This window comes from Streptomyces sp. NPDC050448 (assembly GCF_040655295.1).
In the GTDB taxonomy this organism is placed as follows: Bacteria; Actinomycetota; Actinomycetes; order Streptomycetales; family Streptomycetaceae; genus Streptomyces.
The window spans coordinates 72,126-88,305 of the sequence record NZ_JBFAJR010000003.1 but is presented as its reverse complement, the minus strand read 5'-3'; the positions used below and the strand labels follow the sequence as shown (position 1 = coordinate 88,305).

At 72.3% G+C, this 16,180-nt stretch carries 19 protein-coding genes and 1 tRNA gene; 11 read left to right on the top strand and 9 right to left on the bottom strand.

The genetic code is table 11. The annotated features are described in order from the left end of the window. Position 1: 1 nt before the first annotated feature. The 4 genes from codA to AB0I68_RS05240 all read left to right on the top strand — a co-directional run bounded on the left by codA (position 2) and on the right by AB0I68_RS05240 (position 3,069). A complete protein-coding gene (gene codA, locus AB0I68_RS05255) occupies positions 2 to 1,312 on the top strand; it encodes a cytosine deaminase (RefSeq protein WP_363175829.1) in 1,311 nt (436 codons plus the stop codon). 10 nt (positions 1,313 to 1,322) lie between these two features. Beyond that, entirely contained in the window at positions 1,323 to 1,916 is a 594-nt protein-coding gene (locus AB0I68_RS05250) for an HD domain-containing protein (protein ID WP_363175828.1), read from the top strand. Between the two features lie 276 nt (positions 1,917 to 2,192). Continuing rightward, positions 2,193 to 2,714 (top strand): DUF5956 family protein, encoded by a 522-nt coding sequence (locus tag AB0I68_RS05245; RefSeq protein ID WP_363175827.1) that lies wholly within the window; start codon positions 2,193 to 2,195, stop codon positions 2,712 to 2,714. Positions 2,715 to 2,724: 10 nt separating this feature from the next. Continuing rightward, on the top strand, positions 2,725 to 3,069 hold the full coding sequence (locus AB0I68_RS05240; protein ID WP_363175826.1) for a VOC family protein: 345 nt from the start codon (positions 2,725 to 2,727) through the stop codon (positions 3,067 to 3,069). Here AB0I68_RS05240 and AB0I68_RS05235 read toward each other — a convergent pair. The 5 genes from AB0I68_RS05235 to AB0I68_RS05215 form a co-directional block, all read right to left on the bottom strand. Beyond that, positions 3,059 to 3,430, bottom strand: a complete 372-nt coding sequence (locus AB0I68_RS05235) for a biotin carboxylase N-terminal domain-containing protein (protein WP_363176109.1) — start codon at positions 3,428 to 3,430, stop codon at positions 3,059 to 3,061. The two genes, AB0I68_RS05240 and AB0I68_RS05235, sit on opposite strands and share 11 nt — an antisense overlap. A 27-nt stretch (positions 3,431 to 3,457) precedes the next feature. Further along, positions 3,458 to 4,210, bottom strand: coding sequence for a metallophosphoesterase (locus tag AB0I68_RS05230; protein WP_363175825.1), 753 nt, complete (start codon positions 4,208 to 4,210; stop codon positions 3,458 to 3,460). After that, positions 4,207 to 4,446, bottom strand: coding sequence for a hypothetical protein (locus AB0I68_RS05225; protein ID WP_363175824.1), 240 nt, complete (start codon positions 4,444 to 4,446; stop codon positions 4,207 to 4,209). Before AB0I68_RS05225 ends, AB0I68_RS05230 begins: the two co-directional genes overlap by 4 nt. Before the next feature lie 444 nt (positions 4,447 to 4,890). After that, positions 4,891 to 4,964, bottom strand: a tRNA-Pro gene (locus AB0I68_RS05220). Between the two features lie 284 nt (positions 4,965 to 5,248). Beyond that, the gene (locus AB0I68_RS05215; RefSeq protein ID WP_363175823.1) at positions 5,249 to 6,187 is read right to left on the bottom strand and encodes a metallophosphoesterase; all 939 of its coding nucleotides are present in this window, start codon (positions 6,185 to 6,187) and stop codon (positions 5,249 to 5,251) included. Positions 6,188 to 6,254: 67 nt separating this feature from the next. On the opposite strand from AB0I68_RS05215, the gene AB0I68_RS05210 reads away from it, so the two are divergent. Then, entirely contained in the window at positions 6,255 to 6,716 is a 462-nt protein-coding gene (locus tag AB0I68_RS05210; RefSeq protein ID WP_363175822.1) for a GatB/YqeY domain-containing protein, read from the top strand. 63 nt (positions 6,717 to 6,779) lie between these two features. Here the strand turns inward: AB0I68_RS05210 and AB0I68_RS05205 are convergent, their stop codons facing one another. Beyond that, positions 6,780 to 9,056 (bottom strand): transglycosylase domain-containing protein, encoded by a 2,277-nt coding sequence (locus AB0I68_RS05205; protein ID WP_363175821.1) that lies wholly within the window; start codon positions 9,054 to 9,056, stop codon positions 6,780 to 6,782. A gap of 397 nt (positions 9,057 to 9,453) precedes the next feature. On the opposite strand from AB0I68_RS05205, the gene AB0I68_RS05200 reads away from it, so the two are divergent. Continuing rightward, positions 9,454 to 9,804 carry a WhiB family transcriptional regulator gene (locus tag AB0I68_RS05200; protein WP_030299276.1) on the top strand — a complete coding sequence of 117 codons (351 nt, stop codon included), beginning with the start codon at positions 9,454 to 9,456 and terminating at the stop codon, positions 9,802 to 9,804. A 59-nt stretch (positions 9,805 to 9,863) separates the two neighbouring features. Here AB0I68_RS05200 and AB0I68_RS05195 read toward each other — a convergent pair whose 3' ends face one another. Then, complete coding sequence (locus tag AB0I68_RS05195; protein ID WP_363176108.1) at positions 9,864 to 11,174, bottom strand: ArsA family ATPase; 1,311 nt, start codon at positions 11,172 to 11,174, stop codon at positions 9,864 to 9,866. Positions 11,175 to 11,227: 53 nt separating this feature from the next. Beyond that, the gene (locus tag AB0I68_RS05190; RefSeq protein ID WP_363175820.1) at positions 11,228 to 12,208 is read right to left on the bottom strand and encodes an ArsA-related P-loop ATPase; all 981 of its coding nucleotides are present in this window, start codon (positions 12,206 to 12,208) and stop codon (positions 11,228 to 11,230) included. Between the two features lie 101 nt (positions 12,209 to 12,309). Here AB0I68_RS05190 and AB0I68_RS05185 point away from each other — a divergent pair, with 101 nt between their 5' ends. The 5 genes from AB0I68_RS05185 to AB0I68_RS05165 all read left to right on the top strand — a co-directional run bounded on the left by AB0I68_RS05185 (position 12,310) and on the right by AB0I68_RS05165 (position 15,127). Then, positions 12,310 to 12,471, top strand: a complete 162-nt coding sequence (locus AB0I68_RS05185; RefSeq protein ID WP_363175819.1) for a DUF4177 domain-containing protein — start codon at positions 12,310 to 12,312, stop codon at positions 12,469 to 12,471. Continuing rightward, positions 12,468 to 12,941, top strand: a complete 474-nt coding sequence (locus AB0I68_RS05180) for a RidA family protein (protein ID WP_363175818.1) — start codon at positions 12,468 to 12,470, stop codon at positions 12,939 to 12,941. Before AB0I68_RS05185 ends, AB0I68_RS05180 begins: the two co-directional genes overlap by 4 nt. Positions 12,942 to 13,182: 241 nt before the next feature. After that, the gene (locus tag AB0I68_RS05175) at positions 13,183 to 13,995 is read left to right on the top strand and encodes an NUDIX hydrolase (RefSeq protein WP_363176107.1); all 813 of its coding nucleotides are present in this window, start codon (positions 13,183 to 13,185) and stop codon (positions 13,993 to 13,995) included. Further along, complete coding sequence (locus tag AB0I68_RS05170; protein WP_363175817.1) at positions 13,992 to 14,837, top strand: MBL fold metallo-hydrolase; 846 nt, start codon at positions 13,992 to 13,994, stop codon at positions 14,835 to 14,837. The genes AB0I68_RS05175 and AB0I68_RS05170 overlap by 4 nt, the downstream gene beginning before the upstream one ends. Then, on the top strand, positions 14,834 to 15,127 hold the full coding sequence (locus AB0I68_RS05165; protein ID WP_363175816.1) for a hypothetical protein: 294 nt from the start codon (positions 14,834 to 14,836) through the stop codon (positions 15,125 to 15,127). The genes AB0I68_RS05170 and AB0I68_RS05165 overlap by 4 nt, the downstream gene beginning before the upstream one ends. A 143-nt stretch (positions 15,128 to 15,270) precedes the next feature. On the opposite strand, the gene AB0I68_RS05160 is transcribed toward AB0I68_RS05165, so the two are convergent. Then, the gene (locus tag AB0I68_RS05160) at positions 15,271 to 16,071 is read right to left on the bottom strand and encodes a nucleotidyltransferase (protein WP_363175815.1); all 801 of its coding nucleotides are present in this window, start codon (positions 16,069 to 16,071) and stop codon (positions 15,271 to 15,273) included. Positions 16,072 to 16,180: the final 109 nt, after the last annotated feature.

Genomic DNA, 16,180 nt, shown 5'->3' with positions numbered 1-16,180 from the left:
CATGCGGATGATCGTCCGGGGCGCCCGGCTGCTGACTGCCCCGAACACTGCGGGCGCCGGCCTGTCCGACGTCGAGGTGGCCGAGGACGGCCGTATCGCGCGGGTGATCCCGTACGACGACCAGAAGGAGCCGCCGGCCACCGGCGTGCTGATCGAGGCGCACGGCGGGCTGCTCTCGGCCCCGTTCGCCGAACCGCACATCCACCTGGACACGGCCCTGACCGCCGGCGAGCCGCGCCCGAACGCCTCCGGGACGCTGTGGGAGGGCATCGCCTGCTGGAGCGAGCGCAAGCGGACCCTGACCCGCGAGGACGTCGTCGCGCGGGCCACGGAGGTGCTGCGCTGGCAGGCGGCCCAGGGCGTGCTGCACGTACGGACGCACTGCGACGTCACCGACCCGGCACTCACCGCGCTGGACGCGCTGCTGGAGGTCCGCGACCGGGTCCGGGAGTTCATGACACTGCAGATCGTCGCCTTCCCGCAGGAGGGCATCGTCTCCTTCCCGGACGGCGAGGCGCTGTTGCGCGAGGCGGCCCGGCGCGGTGCGGACGTGGTGGGGGCGATCCCGCACTTCGAGGACACCCGGGAGGACGGGGTGGCGTCGCTGGGCATCGCCTTCGCGGTGGCCGAGGAGCACGGCCTGCGCGTGGACGCGCACTGCGACGAGATCGACGACGAGCAGTCCCGCTTCGTGGAGGTGCTGGCCGCGCTCGCGCTGCGCACGGGGCTGCGGGAGCGGGCGACGGCCTCGCACACGACGGCGATGGGCTCCTACAGTGGTGCGTACAGCTTCAAACTCCAGCGGCTGCTGGCGCGTTCCGGAATCAACATGGTCGCCAACCCCTTCGCGAACCTCAACCTCCAGGGCCGTTTCGACGGCTACCCCAAGCGGCGCGGGCTCACCCAGGTCAAGGAGATGCTGGCGGCCGGGGTCAACGTGGCCTTCGGCCACGACGACGTGATGGACCCCTGGAACGCGCTCGGCACCGCCAACCCGCTCCAGACCGCCCTCGTCGGGCTGTACGCCGCGCAGCTCACGGGAGCGGACGAAATCCCGCTGGCCTTCGAGATGGTGACGGAGCGTGCGGCGCGGGTACTGGGCCTGACGGCGGCGGAGTACGGCATCGCCGAGGGCGCGCCCGCCTCCTTCGTGCTGCTTCCGGCCGAGACCCCCGCCGAGGCGGTCCGCCGCCAGGTCCGGCCGCGGTACGTCGTCTCGCGCGGGTCGGTCCTCGCCGAGACGCCGCCGGCGCCGACCCGGCTGAACTGGCCGGGGGAGCCGCCGTCGGAGGTGGATTTCCGGCGGCCGTAGGCTCACGCCCATGACGACATGGACACGTGACACCGCATCGGGGCGGGCCGCCCTGGAGATCGCGGCGGAGTACGCGGACGCGAGCCTGCTGAACCACTCGATCCGCTCGTACGCCTTCGGCGCGCAGTACGCGGCCCGGCACGGGCTCTCGTACGACGACGAGCTCTTCTACGTCAGCGCGCTCGTCCACGACCTGGGCCTGACCGCGCCGTTCGACAGCCACACGCTGCCCTTCGAGGAAGCGGGCGGCCATGTCGCCCGCGTCCTGACCGCGGGCCTGGGCTGGCCCGCGGACCGGCGCGCCCGCGCGGAGGAGGTGATCGTCCGGCACATGCGGGACGACGTCACGGCGGCCGAGGACGTCGAGAGCCACCTCCTCCAGGTCGGCACCAGCGCCGATGTCTCGGGGCTGCGCGTCGCCGAGTTCGATCCGGCGTTCACCGCGGCCCTGCTGGAGGCGCACCCCCGGCTGGACTTCGGCGCGTCCTTCCTCGCCCTGGTCGAGGACCAGGCCGTCCGCAAGCCCGACTGCGCGGCGGCGGCCTATGTCGCGGGCGGCGCGGAGCAGCGGATCAAGGCCAACCCGCTCGACAGACAGGGTTGAGGGATCCCCCGACCCTGCGACCCCGCGACCCTGCGACCTCGCTACCCCTGCGACCTCGCGACCCCGCGACCCTGCGCGACCCCCGCGACCCTGCGCGGTGCCCGCGACCCTGCGCGGTGCCCGCGACCCTGCGCGGTGCCCGCGACCCTGCGCGGTGCCCGCGACCCTGCGCGGTGCCCGCGACCCCGCGCGGTGCCCGGGTCCCGGTGACCCGCCCCGCGTCCCTCCCCGGCCACGTCGCCGACCGGGCGGGACCGCCGGCGGTAGCCTGCGCGCATGTCGTGGGACGAGGACGGAACACCGCACCCGCTCGCACTGCGCCGCACCGGCCGCAGCGAGCAGGAGCCGGACCGGCTGCCCGAGGTCCGGGAGCTGGAGGTGCTCGGCTGGGAGCCCGCGCCCGAGGACATGCTGTGGGTGTTCCTCCCGTACGTGTGGCCGCCGGCGGCCCGGACCTGGATCCCGGACCGCTCCACCCACTGGGCGGTGGAGACCCGGCTGGACGGCCACGGGCACATCACCGACGTGGAGGCCGCCCCGCTCGCCGAGCCCGACCTGCACGACCTCGACTGGGAGGCCGAGGAGGTCCTCGCGGAGCTCGGCCTCCCGCACCGGCCGCCGGGCCGCCTGTGGCTGCTGCGCCCGCTCGGCTCCCTCCCCACGGTCGGGGCGGTCCTCGACCACCTCCGGGCGGTGGCGGACGAGCGCGGGGTGGAGGTCCGGGCATCGGCCGCCTTCCTCGCGCTGAGCCGGGCCGAACTCGCCTCCCTGGCCGCCGGGTCGGGGAGCGCCGCGTAGGCTCGCGGCCATGCGTGTGAGCCTGCAGCAGATCGTCGTGGACTGCCGTGAGCCGAGGACCCTGGTGCGTTTCTGGGCCCGGCTGCTCGGGGCCGAACCCGTGCACCGGGCCCGCGGCTGGTCGCACGTGGAGCTGCCGGGGACCGCACGGCTGGCGTTCCAGCCGGTGCCCGAGGGCAAGTCGGTGAAGAACCGGCTCCACCTCGACCTCGCGGTCGACGACATCGCGGCCGCGACCGAGCGGGCCGTGACCCTGGGGGCCTCCCGGGTCGGCGGGACGGTCACCGACGACCAGGGCTCCTTCCAGAGCATGGTCGACCCGGAGGGCAACGAGTTCTGCCTCGTCACCGGTTGAGATCTTCGGCGCCGGTGGCGAGAACCTGCACGCGTCGGCGCGGCGGCCGCGCCTCCACGGGGTGCCACCCGCCGCGGCCGCCGCGGCCGGTGACCGGTGTGAGGATGACGGGCAGCCCGATCTGGGCCCCGTAGCCCGGGTAGACCGCGTCGCCGCCGCAGCGCCGGGCCACGTCGACGATCCGGCCCGCGTGGTCGTACGTCTCCGCGAGCCCGGTGCCCTCGAGGTACTCGCACCCGTCCGCGGCCGGCGTGTGGAGCCGCTGGGGGGCCGACAGGGCGACGACGGCGATCGGTGACCCTCCCCGCGTGCGGAAGGTGTCGACGGCCCGGGCCGCGACCGCACCGCGGTGGGCGATCAGGACTCTTCGTATGGCCTCTCTCAGCGTTCAGGAATGCGGCTGGCCGAGCACCCTGTAGTGCGTGACCAGCCGCCGCCGGTCGTCGAGTACGTGGAACGCCGGCGCCGGGGCCAGCTCGTAGTCCACGGCGGGACGGCCCTCGAAGGGCAGCGGGACGGTCGAGGCGACCCCGGGCGCCACGAGCAGCGGAAGGCCCGCGAACGTCGTGGCCGCGGCGACGTGCGCGTGCCCGCACAGCAGGGCGACGACCTGCGGGTACCGTTCCAGCACGGCGGCGAGGCGCTCCTCGCCGAACTGCCGGACCCGGTCCACGTACGGGGTGTGCAGGTCGACCGGCGGGTGGCGGAAGCAGACGAAGACGGGCAGTTCGGCGCCCTCGGTGGTCAGGGTCCCGTCCAGCCACCGCAGGGTGAGGTCGCTGAGCAGGCCCTCGTCGCTGCCCGGGATCGTCGAGTCGCACAGCAGGAAGACGGCTCCGGGCGTGCGGACGACCTGGTTCAGCTCCTCGTCCTCCGGCTTGCCGTCGAGCAGGCCGGTGCGCAGCGCTCCCCGCCTGTCGTGGTTGCCGGGCAGCACCAGCACCGGGTACGGCAGGTCGAACAGCTCGCGGGCCTGGGTGTATTCGTCCGCCGTCCCGTGGTCGGCGATGTCGCCGGAGACCAGGACGGCGTCGAGGGGGCCGGGGATGTCCCGCAGGTAGTTCATGACCGTGAGCGCGCGCTGCGTGGCGCGCTCCGGGAGGTCCAGGTGCAGATCGCTGACATGGGCGATGACGGTCACGGCAGGTCGTCCTTCCGGGGTTCGGTCGCCGCGGCCTGGAAGCGGGCCCTGACCTCGGCGTCGGAGTGCGCCGACGTCACCCGCGGCGGTGTTTCCCCACCCCCGATGTGCAGGGCCACCGGGTGCGGGCCGGGTAGCCCCTCGATCTCGGCCAGTGGGGAGCTGACTTCCTTGACCGTGCGGCAGACCCGTCCCGTGCGGTATCCGGCCGCGAGCGCCAACTCGCCCCAGCGCACGGCCGAATCGCGGGTGCGCTGCCCGCCGAGGCGCGCAGCGCGTGGTCCGCGTAGATCACCATCGAGACGCCCGCCGCCTGCGCCTCGGCGAGGTCCCGGTGCGGATGGGTGGTCGGTACGACGACCACGGGCGTGCGGGCCTGCCAGGCCTGGAGGACTCGAAGTCCGTGACGCGCACCGCCACCCCCCGGCACCGGGGCGGCACTCCTCGCGGACGCCGCATACGCACTCCGAGGGCTCCGACGTCATTCCCCGCCCCCTGATCACCCGGACGCGGCAGAAAGCGTGGGCCCGATCGGCACCCGGAGCGCGCAGCCCAGGCCGCCTCCGCCCTCGGCGGGCGTCCCCGACGGTGCCTCGGGGGATTCGGGCGCGATCTTCGCCCACATGCAGGAAGGGCCTGATCCGCGATGCGGATCAGGCCCTTGACCTGGTCTTACGAAGTCGGGGTGGCGGGATTTGAACCCACGACCTCTTCGTCCCGAACGAAGCGCGCTGCCAAGCTGCGCTACACCCCGATCGCCGCCTTGCAGTGTTGCTGCCCTGGCGACATCGATTACTTTAGCGGACCCTCGGCCGGAGACGAAATCCGGTTTTCGCGAGGGGCCCGGCGGGAGCGGTTCGCCGTGACCTGGGCGGGCTCGGCGCGGGGGCGGCGGGACCCGGGATCGCGGCGTTCGCGGGGCCGAAGCGGTGCGGGTGGCAGGCGGCGGGCCCCCGGGGCGTGATCAGGACCCGGGCCGCCGGAGCGGGGGTGCGTCGGGTCGGCGACCCCGGGCCGGCGGCGCGCCCGGGGCGTCGGTCATGCCTTCGGGGTCAGCGTCAGGAGGGTCGCCTCCGGGGGGCACGCGAAGCGGACCGGCGTGTAGCGGTTCGTGCCGCAGCCCGCCGAGACGTGGAGGTAGGAGCGGTGGCCGTTCGCCTCGTGCGTGGAGAGCCCCTTCACCCGCTTCGCGTCCAGGTCGCAGTTGGTGACGAGCGCCCCGTAGAAGGGGATGCAGAGCTGCCCGCCGTGCGTGTGCCCGGCCAGGATCAGCGGGTACCGGTCGGCGGTGAAGGACTCGAGGACGCGCAGGTACGGGGCGTGCACGACGGCCATCGAGAAGTCCGCGTCCGCCTCCGGCCCGCCCGCGACCTGCTCGTAGCGGTCGCGCTTGATGTGCGGGTCGTCCAGGCCGGTGAAGGCCAGTTCCAGGTCCGGCAGTTTCAGGTGGCCACGGGTGTTGGTGAGGTTGACCCAGCCCGCCGCGTCGAAGGCGTCCCGCATCTCCTCCCACGGGTTGTGCACGGCGCCGACGACCGGCTTGTTGCCGTTCAGCCCGTGCCGCCCCTGGACCTTCTCGATCAGGTAGCGCCCGGGGTTGCGCAGCCGCGGCCCGTAGTAGTCGTTCGACCCGAAGACGTACACGCCGGGGAAGGACATCAGGGGGCCCAGCGCGTCCAGCACCTCGGGGACGCCCTCTGTGTCGGAGAGGTTGTCGCCCGTGTTCACGACGAAGTCCGGGCGCAGACCGGCCAGGGACTGGAGCCAGGCGCGCTTCTTGTGCTGCCCGCCGACCATGTGGATGTCGGAGACCTGGAGTACGCGCAGCGGGCGCATCCCGGCGGGGAGGACCGGCACGGTGATCCGCCGCAGCCGGAACGACCGCGCCTCGAAACCGGCGGCATAGGCCACACCGGCGGCCCCGACCGCCGCGATCGAGGCGGTGACCTTCAGGGGTACTCCGTAACGCGCACGCATGGCCCCATCGTCGCAGACCCGGGAAACCGGCGGGCGCCACTGCCCCTCCACCTGGCAGACTCAGGTCATGACCACGCTCAAGGCCAAGCTCCAGGAAGACCTCACCACCGCCATCAAGGCGCGCGACGAGCTGCACTCGTCCACGCTGCGCCTGACCCTCTCCGCCATCACCAAGGAGGAGGTCGCGGGCAAGGAAGCGCGCGTGCTCTCCGACGACGAGGTCCTCAAGGTGATCGCCAAGGAGGCGAAGAAGCGCCGCGAGGCCGCGGAGGCCTTCGCTCAGGGCGGTCGTCCCGAGCAGGCCGCGCGCGAGACGGCGGAGGGCGAGTTCCTCGACACCTACCTGCCCAAGCAGCTCAGCGACGAGGAGCTCGGCGCGATCGTGGCGCAGGCCGTCGAGGAGGCCAAGGCCGCGGGTGCCGAGGGGCCGCGGGCCATGGGCGCCGTCATGAAGATCGTGAACCCGAAGGTGGCCGGGCTGGCGGAGGGCGGCCGTGTCGCCGCCGCCGTCAAGAAGCACCTCGCCTGAGCAGAACCGACAGGAGGGGCCCGGTCGCTTTGCGGCCGGGCCCCTCCTTGTTTGTCCATGCGCCTACGGGCCCGCGGGTCCGCCGATTGCGCCCGGTTGCGGGGTGATGTCCGGGAACGGGTTCGTCGGGGTGATGCCGCCCGTCGCACCGCCCGTGGCACCCGCCGCGGTCTGGCCGCCGGGGCGGCCGCCGGGCTTGCCTTCGCCGCCCGGCTTGCCGGGCTTACCCGGCTTGTTCGGGTTCGGGTTGGGGCGGCCGCCGCCGGCCGGTACCCCGGTCTCCGGGATGCTGACCGTGGAGAAGTTCGGCGCCTCCCGGCCCGACAGCGCGCCCGTGACCGCCTGCTTCCAGATCGGGCCGGGCAGCCCGCCGCCGTAGACCTTGTCGTAGTACTCGCCGCCGATGGTGATGTTCTCCATCGACACCTGCTTGGAGCCGCCCGAGCCGACCCATGTCGCGCCGGCCATGTTCGGCGTGTACCCGACGAACCAGGCGTTGTAGCGGCTGTCGGTGGTGCCGGTCTTGCCCGCGTTCTGCCGGTCGGTCAGACCCGCGGCGGTACCCGTACCGGAGTCGACCACGCCGAGCAGCAGCGTGTTGATCGTGTCGGCGGTCTTCTCCTCCATCACGCGGTCGCACTGGGACTTCGGCACGGCCACCGACTTGCCGTGCGAGTCGGTGATGGACTCGAGGGCGACGGGGGTGCAGTACACGCCGCGGTTGGCGAAGGTCGCGTACGCGTTCGCCATGGTCAGCGGGGACATGCCCTCGGTGCCGAGCGCGATCGCCGGGACCTGGGGGAGCTTCGACCCGTCGGCCGGGATCACGCCGAGCTTGGTGGTCATCTCGGTCACGGGGCACAGGCCCGTCTCGGCGATCATCTCGACGAAGTACGTGTTGACCGACTTGGCCATCGCGTCCTTCAGGTTGTACGCGCCGAACTCGGACTCCGACTCGTTCGGCACCCGGGCGTGCTCGGTGTTGACCCAGGGCTTGTCGCCGCAGGTCTGCACTCCGCTCGGGTACTCCATCTCCTGCGGGGTGGTGTACACCTTCGTCGGCGGAATGCCGCGCTCCAGGGCCGCGGCCGCGACGAACGGCTTGAAGGTGGAGCCGGTCGGGAAGCCGAAGTTCGATCCGCCCATCCGCTTGTCCACGGAGAAGTTGATCTGCGTCTCGTTCTTGCCGAAGCCGTACGGCTTGGACTGGCCCATGCCGAGCACCCGGCCGGTGCCCGGCTGCACCAGGGTGACGGCCGTGGCGACCCTGTCGTCCTGGTTGACGTGGTCCTTGATCGACTGGTTGACGGACTCCTGCGACTGCGGGTCCAGCGTCGTGCGCACGGTCAGGCCGCCCTGGTTCCAGAGCTTGGCCCGCTCCTCGCGGGTCTTGCCGAACACCGGGTCGGTCAGGAACGTGTTGCGCACGTAGTCGCAGAAGAAGCCGGCGCCCTTGACCGCGGTGATGCAGCCGTTCTTCGGCCGGGTCACCTTCAGCGTGACCGGCTTCTTCTTCGCCTCGTCCGCCTCCGCCTGCGAGACGTCCTTCATGTCGGCCATCCGCTGGAGGACGACGTTCCGGCGCTTCATCGCCTCCTGCACGTCGTTCACCGGGTCGAACCGGCTCGGCGACTGCACGACGCCCGCCAGCAGTGCCGACTCGTCCAGGGTCAGGTCCTTGGCCGGCTTGCTGAAGTAGCGCTGAGCGGCGGATTCGATTCCGTATGCCTGCTGGCCGAAGTACGTGATGTTGAGGTAGTTCTCGAGGATCTTCTTCTTCCCGAGCTCCTCCTCGACCTGGATCGAGTACTTCAGCTCGCGGATCTTGCGCCCCAGGCTCTTCTCCTGGGCCTCGCGCACCTTTGTCTCGTCGTCGCCGGCCTCCTCGACGAAGACGTTCTTCACGTACTGCTGCGTCAGCGTGGAGGCGCCCTGCGCGGCTCCGCCTTCCTGCGCGTTGCGGTTGACCGCGCGCAGGATGCCCTTCGCGTCGATCGCGCCGTGCTCGTAGAAACGCGAGTCCTCGATCGCGACGATCGCCTTCTGCATGTACGGGGAGATGGCCGTGAGGGGGACCACCTGACGGTCTCGTGAATAGACCGTGGCGATCAAGCCACCCTCGGCGTCCAGAATCGTCGTGCGCTGGCTCAGCGGCGGTGTCTTGAGATTGGCCGGGATCTCGTCGAATCCTTCGACCGTGCCCTTGGCGGCGAGCCCCAGGGCGCCTGCGCCCGGGATCGCGATACCGGCCAGCACAACTCCGGAGAGAACGGACACCCCGAGGAACTTTGCGGCCTGCTGCGGCCCCGTGAGCCCGGCGCCCGAGCGCTTCTTTCCCATGGAGGGCAGCCTACGTTCTCATTCACCGGACACGCGCGAATGCCTTGGCCTAAGCTGTCCCCAACTGTCACAGCAGTGCGGTGCGACATCAACCCCTCGGCTTGATTTTCACCCTTCCCGAATGGGGTGGACATATGTCCGAATCTCGCCCCTCACTCTGACGGTCCTTCACTCATGGTCCGCCGATTCCACCCGAATTGCCGGAATAGTCCGGGATGTCGCCGGATCACTCCGTCGGGTGATCTGCCGCTTACCCATAGTCCGTTCGGACCATTCAAGACTGGGCCCGTCGGGGGTGTTGCGCCGTGCCCGCCTTCCGTAACGTCCTCAACTGGCAGCGGTGAATATGCCGCTACCGCCGTGGGGGAGCCTCGATTCGGGAGAGGACGGCGCCGGGATGGGCTGGGTTACCGACTGGAGTGCGCAGGCAGCCTGCCGCACTACCGATCCGGATGAACTGTTCGTTCAAGGAGCGGCACAGAACAGGGCCAAGGCGGTGTGTACCGGATGTCCGGTGCGGACCGAGTGCCTGGCCGACGCGCTCGACAATCGTGTCGAGTTCGGAGTATGGGGCGGAATGACCGAGCGGGAACGTCGCGCATTGCTGCGCCGGCGCCCCACCGTCACCTCGTGGCGACGGCTGCTCGAAACCGCCCGCACGGAGTACGAGCGCAGTACGGGCATCCTCACCGTGGATGTCGATGCGGAGATCGACGTTCCGTACGAGACGTACGCGGCAGCCGGGTAGACCCACCCGCGCGGTCCCGCGTACGACAGCCTCCGCACCAGGAGGCATCGTACGAACGCCTACGCTCCGGCCGGAACCCCGGCCGCGAGTCGCTCTCCGATGGCCCGTAGCCCGGCGAGGTCGTGCACATCGCCGGGCAGGGCGGCCACCTCGGCCACCGCCACCTCGGGGTGCAGCGAGGTGAAGCGATCGCGTGTGCGCTGTTCGCGCGCGATCACCTGCATCCGTTCGGCGTGCAGGCGCAGCAGTCCTGCGGTGATCTCGTCCACGTCGGCATCGGCGTCGGCTTCCGCTTCGGCGTCTGGCTCCGTGGCTGGGTCTGAGTCGGCATGGGCATCGGCTTCGGGGGAGCCGGTCTCGGTCTCGGGAGCGCCCGTGGTGTCGGCGTCCTCCGCGGCCGCGTCACGAAGTCCAGCTTTCCCGGACTCCTGATCGACAATGCCGCCTTCTTCAAGATTCTCTGCGGCGGCCAACGCCCGCTCGGCGGACAGCTGGTCGGCGCCGCTGCCGTGCACCCGGTTCAGTACGAGCCCGGCCAGCGGCATCTGCTCCGCGGCCAGCCGCTCCACGAAGTACGCCGCCTCCCGCAGTGCGTCCGGCTCGGGCGCCGCGACCACCAGGAAGGCCGTACCCGGAGCCTGTAGCAGCCGGAACGTCGCGTCCGCGCGGGTGCGGAAACCGCCGAACATCGTGTCCATCGCCGCCACGAAGGTCTGCACGTCCTTCAGCAGCGAAGCGCCCATCAGTTTGCTGAGCGTGCCGGTCATCAGGGACATGCCCACGTTGAGGAACTTCATCCCGGCCCGGCCGCCCACCTTCGCCGGAGCCATCAGCACCCGGATGAACTTCCCGTCCAGGAAGGACCCCAGCCGCTTCGGCGCGTCGAGGAAGTCCAGCGCGGACCGGCTCGGCGGGGTGTCCACGACGATCAGGTCCCAGTCGTCCCGGGCCCGCAGCTGGCCCAGCTTCTCCATCGCCATGTACTCCTGCGTGCCCGCGAACCCGGCCGACAGGGACTGGTAGAAGGGATTGGCCAGGATGGCCTCCGCCCGCTCGGCGTCCGCGTGGCCCTCGACGATCTCGTCGAAGGTCCGCTTCATGTCGAGCATCATGGCGTGCAGTTCGCCGCCGTCGACCCCTTTCACCCTGCGCGGGGTGTTGTCCAGCGAGTCGATCCCCATCGACTGGGCGAGCCGCCGCGCCGGATCGATGGTCAGCACGACCACCTTCCGCCCGCGCTCCGCCGCCCGTACGCCCAGGGCCGCGGCCGTGGTCGTCTTGCCGACCCCGCCCGCGCCGCAGCAGACGATGATCCGCGTTCCCGGGTCGTCCAGCAGCCGGTCCACGGCCAGCCGCGGGTGAGTGTCCATGCCGATGCCCGCCTTCGTGCCCGCGCTCACGGTCGTGCTCGTGCCGGCCCCGCTCATTCCTCGCCCGCCTGCTTCCGCAGCTCCGAGGCCAGCTCGTACAGCCCGGCCAGATCCATCCCCGTGCCGAGCAGGGGGAGTTCGTACGTCGCCACGTCCAACTGCTCCAGTACGGTGCGCTGCGCGCGCTCCAGTTCCACCCGGCTCGCGTGCTCGGCGGCCTGCGCGAGCAGCGGGTCCACCAGCCGCTCCGCGAGTCCGCCGCGGCGCGCGCCGCCCAGGCCCGCCCGGGACAGGGCCTTGGCCACGCCGGCGCGGCGCTCGCCAGCGGCGGCGCGCAGGGTGTCCTCGTCCAGGTGGTGCGGCCGCACCATGTTGACGACGACCCGCCCCACGGGCAGTCCGGCCTCCTCGAGCTCGGCGATCCCGTCGGCGGTCTCCTGGACGGGCATCTCCTCGAGCAGCGTGACCAGGTGGACGGCCGTTTCCGGGGACTTGAGCACCTTCATGACGGCCTGCGCCTGGTTGTGGATCGGCCCGAACCGGGCCAGCCCCGCCACCTCGTCGTTGACGTTCAGGAAGCGGGTGATCCGCCCGGTCGGCGGCGCGTCCATGATCACGTGGTCGTAGACGTACCGGCCGGCCTTGTCCTTGCGCCGGACCGCCTCGCACGCCTTGCCGGTCAGCAGTACGTCCCGCAGCCCGGGCGCGATGGTCGTCGCGAAGTCGATGGCGCCGAGCTTCTTGAGCGCGCGGCCGGCGGAGCCGAGCTTGTAGAACATCTGGAGGTAGTCCAGCAGGGCCCGCTCGGCGTCGATGGCCAGGGCGAACACCTCCCCGCCGCCCGAGGCGACGGCGATCTTCCGCTCCTCGTACGGGAGCGCCTCCGCCCCGAAGAGCTGTGCGATCCCCTGCCTGCCCTCGACCTCCACCAGAAGCGTCCGTCCGCCCTCGCGCGCGAGGGCGAGCGCGAGTGCCGCGGCGACCGTGGTCTTTCCGGTTCCGCCCTTGCCGCTGACCACCTGGAGCCTGCTCACAGCGTCTGAGCCTAACCACTCGCCCCTCGGGCTGCGCATGAGCCTCCCCCCAACCTCCGGCCGGGGGGACCCCCACTGCGACAGGCGATACGCTCGCCCCCATGACCAAGAAGTTCGAATACGCGACGGTCCCGCTGCTGGTCCACGCCACCAAGCAGATCCTGGACACCTGGGGCGAGGACGGCTGGGAGCTCGTCCAGGTCGTGCCCGGCCCGAACAACCCCGAGCAGCTCGTGGCCTACCTCAAGCGGGAGAAGGGATGAGCGGCGCCGTCGACGCGAAGCTGGCCGAGCTCGGCCTGACCCTGCCGGAGGTCGTCCCGCCGCTGGCCACGTACCAGCCGGCCGTGCGGTCCGGCGCGTACGTGTTCACCGCGGGGCAGCTCCCGATGGTCAGGGGCAGCCTTTCGCTCACCGGCAAGGTCGGTGCGGAGGTCTCGGCGGAGCAGGCCAAGGAACTGGCCGCGACCTGCGCGCTGAACGCCCTGGCCGCGGTGAAGTCCGTGATCGGCGACCTCGACAAGATCGCGCGCGTCGTGAAGGTCGTCGGCTTCGTGGCCTCGGCCCCGGACTTCACGGGCCAGCCGGGTGTGCTGAACGGTGCGAGCGAGCTGCTGGGTGCGGTGCTCGGCGAGAAGGGCGTGCACGCCCGCAGTGCGGTCGGCGTGGCGGTGCTCCCGCTGGACGCCCCCGTCGAGGTCGAGATCCAGGTCGAACTCGTCCCCGGAGCCTGACCCGCACGACTTCCCCGTCAGCCCCTGCCGACTCCCGGCGGGGGCTGTACGCGTTTCCGCGGGCGGGGATGGGGGCGGGGGAGTGGGCCTCGAACATCGGGCCGGATGGCCGTAGCATCCCGGCATGCCCAACGGTGAGCAGGGACAGCAGCAGACACCCGGAGTATCCGGAGCGCACGGCGCCACCCCCGTCGGCGGGCAGTGGTACCCGCCCGAGTGGCCCGACCGGATCCGCGCCCTCATGGACGGTTCCCTCACCCCGGTGGAGCCCAGACGCGCCGCCACCGTCATGCTGCTCCGCGACACCGCCGCCGGCCCCGTCGTGCACATGCTGCGCCGCAAGGCCTCCATGGCCTTCGCGGGCGGCGCGTACGCCTACCCCGGCGGCGGGGTCGACCCCCGCGACGGGGACCACCTCGTCGGCTGGGCCGGACCGAGCCGGGACGACTGGGCGGCCCGCCTCGCCACCGACCCCCGCACCGCCCAGGCCATCGTCTGCGGAGCCGTCCGCGAGACCTTCGAGGAGGCGGGCGTCCTGCTCGCCGGCGAGACCGCCGACACCGTCGTCGGCGACACCACCGGCGACGACTGGGAGGCCGACCGCGCGGCCCTCGTCGCCCGCGAGCTGTCCTTCGCCGAGTTCCTCGACCGCCGCGGTCTGCGGCTGCGCTCCGACCTGCTCGGCGCCTGGGCCCGCTGGATCACCCCGGAGTTCGAGCCCCGCCGCTACGACACCTGGTTCTTCGTCGCGGCCCTCCCGGAGGGCCAGCGCACCCGCAACGCCTCCACCGAGGCCGACCGGACCGTCTGGATCCGCCCCGCGGACGCCGCCGACGGCTACGACAAGGGCGAGCTGCTGATGATGCCGCCCACCATCTCCACCCTGCGCTCCCTCGAGCCGTACGGGAGCGCCGCCGACGCCCTCACCGCGGCCACCGCCCAGGACCTGACCCCCGTACTGGCCCAGGCCTCGCTGGAGAACGGCGAACTGGTGCTCAGCTGGCCGGGCCACGACGAGTTCACCAAGCACGTCCGCCCCGGAGGCACCCCGTGACAAGTGCCGCCGCTCTGCCCGGACAGCCCCGCGGGATCGTCACTTCAGGGCCCGCCACCGCCCGCGCGGTCAACATCCTGGCCCCCAACGCCTCCGCGATGACCCTGGACGGCACCAACACCTGGCTCGTCTCGGAGCCCGGCTCCGCGGAAGCCGTCGTCATCGATCCCGGCCCCCTGGACGACGTGCACCTGCGCGCGGTCGTGGAGACCGCCGAGCAGGCGGGCAAGCGGATCGTGCTGACCCTCCTCACGCACGGCCACGCCGACCACGCCGAGGGCGCGGGCCGGTTCGCCGAGCTCACCGGCACCAAGGTCCGCGCCCTGGACCCCGCCCTGCGCCTCGGCGACGAGGGGCTGGCCGCCGGCGACGTGATCCGGGCCGGCGGCCTGGAGCTGCGCGTCGTCCCGACCCCCGGCCACACCGCCGACTCGCTCAGCTTCCACCTGCCCGCCGACCGGGCCGTCCTGACCGGCGACACGATCCTCGGCCGCGGCACCACCGTCGTCGCCCACCCCGACGGCCGCCTCGGCGACTACCTGGACTCCCTGCGCCGGCTGCGCTCGCTGACGGTCGACGACGGCGTGCACACGGTGCTCCCGGGGCACGGACCGGTCCTGGACGACGCGCAGGGTGCGGTGGAGTTCTACCTGGCCCACCGCGCACACCGGCTCGCCCAGGTCGAGACCGCCGTCGAGAACGGCCACGTCACCCCCGAGGCGATCGTCGCCCACGTCTACGCGGACGTGGACCGCTCGCTGTGGCCGGCCGCGGAATGGTCCGTACGGGCGCAGCTAGAGTACCTTCAAGATCACGGACTGATCCCGGGGGGACCTGAATGACCACGCTGTTCCTGCTGCTCGCGCTCATCGGCACGGCCGCGTGGATCACCTCGACGGTGACCCTGCGGATGAAGGCCCTGGAGCGGCGCTCGGAGCGGCTGGAGCGGCAGCTGGGCCTGGTCCTGGACCACTTCGGCATCGAGGAGCCGGAGCCGGCCGGACTGGACGAGGTACGGGCGCTCGTGCGCGACGGCCGCACGATCGAGGCCATCCGTGTCTACCGGCGGGTCACCGGGGCGGGTCTGGCCGAGGCGAAGCAGGCGGTCGAGGCCCTGACGGACACCCCCTAGGCCGTCTGGCCGCGCACGTACGTCCGGTACGAGCCGCGGCCCTCCGCCTTGCGAGGCACCGCACCTGGGGGCACCTCCACGGCGGTAGCCGGGGGAACGCCGCGGGCCCACCGGCAAACCTTTCCGTTCACAGCACGAGCCGGCTAGCGGGGCGTCTTCGTTCCGTGCCGTGCCGTGTACTCGTCCGCGAGCCACGGGCCGAGGTCATCCAGGTACGTGTACAGCACGGCCGGGTCCTCGGCCGGATCCAGCGCCACCGCGGCCGCGGCCCGCATCTGCGCCGCTCGCTCCGGGTAGTACCGCCCGAAGATCTCCGCGGACTCGGCGAGATCGCCGGTCCAGCCGCCCCACCGGGGCATCACGAGGGTGAACCCGGTGCGCACCAGGTGTCGCGAGACGTCCCGGCTGAGCTCGCGGTACTCGGCGGGGGTCGACGCGGCCTGCGCCCCGGCCCGCCACCGGGGGAGCACGGTGGCCAGATCGCCGTTGGTCTCACGGGCGAGCAGGCTGTCCGGGCGGTAGCGGGGAAGGTGCTCGGCCAGGTCCGCGCCGAGCAGCGGGGTGCACAGGCAGGCGAGGAACCAGCCGAGGCCGTAACGTTCCCGCTCGCTCAGCAGGGTGTCCTTGCCGTGGAGCAGCATGCCGACGCCGTCGATCTCGGCGAAGTCCTGGTCGAGCCCGCGCGCCAGCACCTCGGCGGTGTCCCGGTCCTCGTCGGCGCACTCGCGGTGCAGGGCGAGCAGCAGGCCGAGGTCCGACCGCCCCGGCCGTGCCGTGCCGCGCGGCACGGACCCGTGCAGGTACGCGCTGTGCAGCCGCTGCCCGTACGCCTCGCCGATCCGCCCGCGCGCGGCGGCGACGACCGGGGCGAAGGCGCCCTGCACCCGGCCGAGCGACCCCTCGCGCTCGACGTACCCGTACGCGTCCAGCCCTCTGCGCTCCATGGCCCCACTGTGCCGAAGATTCAGCCCGCCGGCGTCTGAGGCGCGGGGGGGGGGGGGGGGGGCCGCGCGCCGCGCGCCCCCCCGGGGCCGCGGCGCGGGCGGGGGCGGG

Coding starts and splice junctions, on each gene's coding strand:
- codA (WP_363175829.1), top strand. CDS start 2: ATGCGGATGATCGTCCGGGGCGCCCGGCTGCTGACTGCCCCGAACACT.
- AB0I68_RS05250 (WP_363175828.1), top strand. CDS start 1,323: ATGACGACATGGACACGTGACACCGCATCGGGGCGGGCCGCCCTGGAG.
- AB0I68_RS05245 (WP_363175827.1), top strand. CDS start 2,193: ATGTCGTGGGACGAGGACGGAACACCGCACCCGCTCGCACTGCGCCGC.
- AB0I68_RS05240 (WP_363175826.1), top strand. CDS start 2,725: ATGCGTGTGAGCCTGCAGCAGATCGTCGTGGACTGCCGTGAGCCGAGG.
- AB0I68_RS05215 (WP_363175823.1), bottom strand. CDS start 6,187: ATGCGTGCGCGTTACGGAGTACCCCTGAAGGTCACCGCCTCGATCGCG.
- AB0I68_RS05210 (WP_363175822.1), top strand. CDS start 6,255: ATGACCACGCTCAAGGCCAAGCTCCAGGAAGACCTCACCACCGCCATC.
- AB0I68_RS05205 (WP_363175821.1), bottom strand. CDS start 9,056: ATGGGAAAGAAGCGCTCGGGCGCCGGGCTCACGGGGCCGCAGCAGGCC.
- AB0I68_RS05200 (WP_030299276.1), top strand. CDS start 9,454: ATGGGCTGGGTTACCGACTGGAGTGCGCAGGCAGCCTGCCGCACTACC.
- AB0I68_RS05195 (WP_363176108.1), bottom strand. CDS start 11,174: ATGGACACTCACCCGCGGCTGGCCGTGGACCGGCTGCTGGACGACCCG.
- AB0I68_RS05185 (WP_363175819.1), top strand. CDS start 12,310: ATGACCAAGAAGTTCGAATACGCGACGGTCCCGCTGCTGGTCCACGCC.
- AB0I68_RS05180 (WP_363175818.1), top strand. CDS start 12,468: ATGAGCGGCGCCGTCGACGCGAAGCTGGCCGAGCTCGGCCTGACCCTG.
- AB0I68_RS05175 (WP_363176107.1), top strand. CDS start 13,183: ATGGACGGTTCCCTCACCCCGGTGGAGCCCAGACGCGCCGCCACCGTC.
- AB0I68_RS05165 (WP_363175816.1), top strand. CDS start 14,834: ATGACCACGCTGTTCCTGCTGCTCGCGCTCATCGGCACGGCCGCGTGG.
- AB0I68_RS05160 (WP_363175815.1), bottom strand. CDS start 16,071: ATGGAGCGCAGAGGGCTGGACGCGTACGGGTACGTCGAGCGCGAGGGG.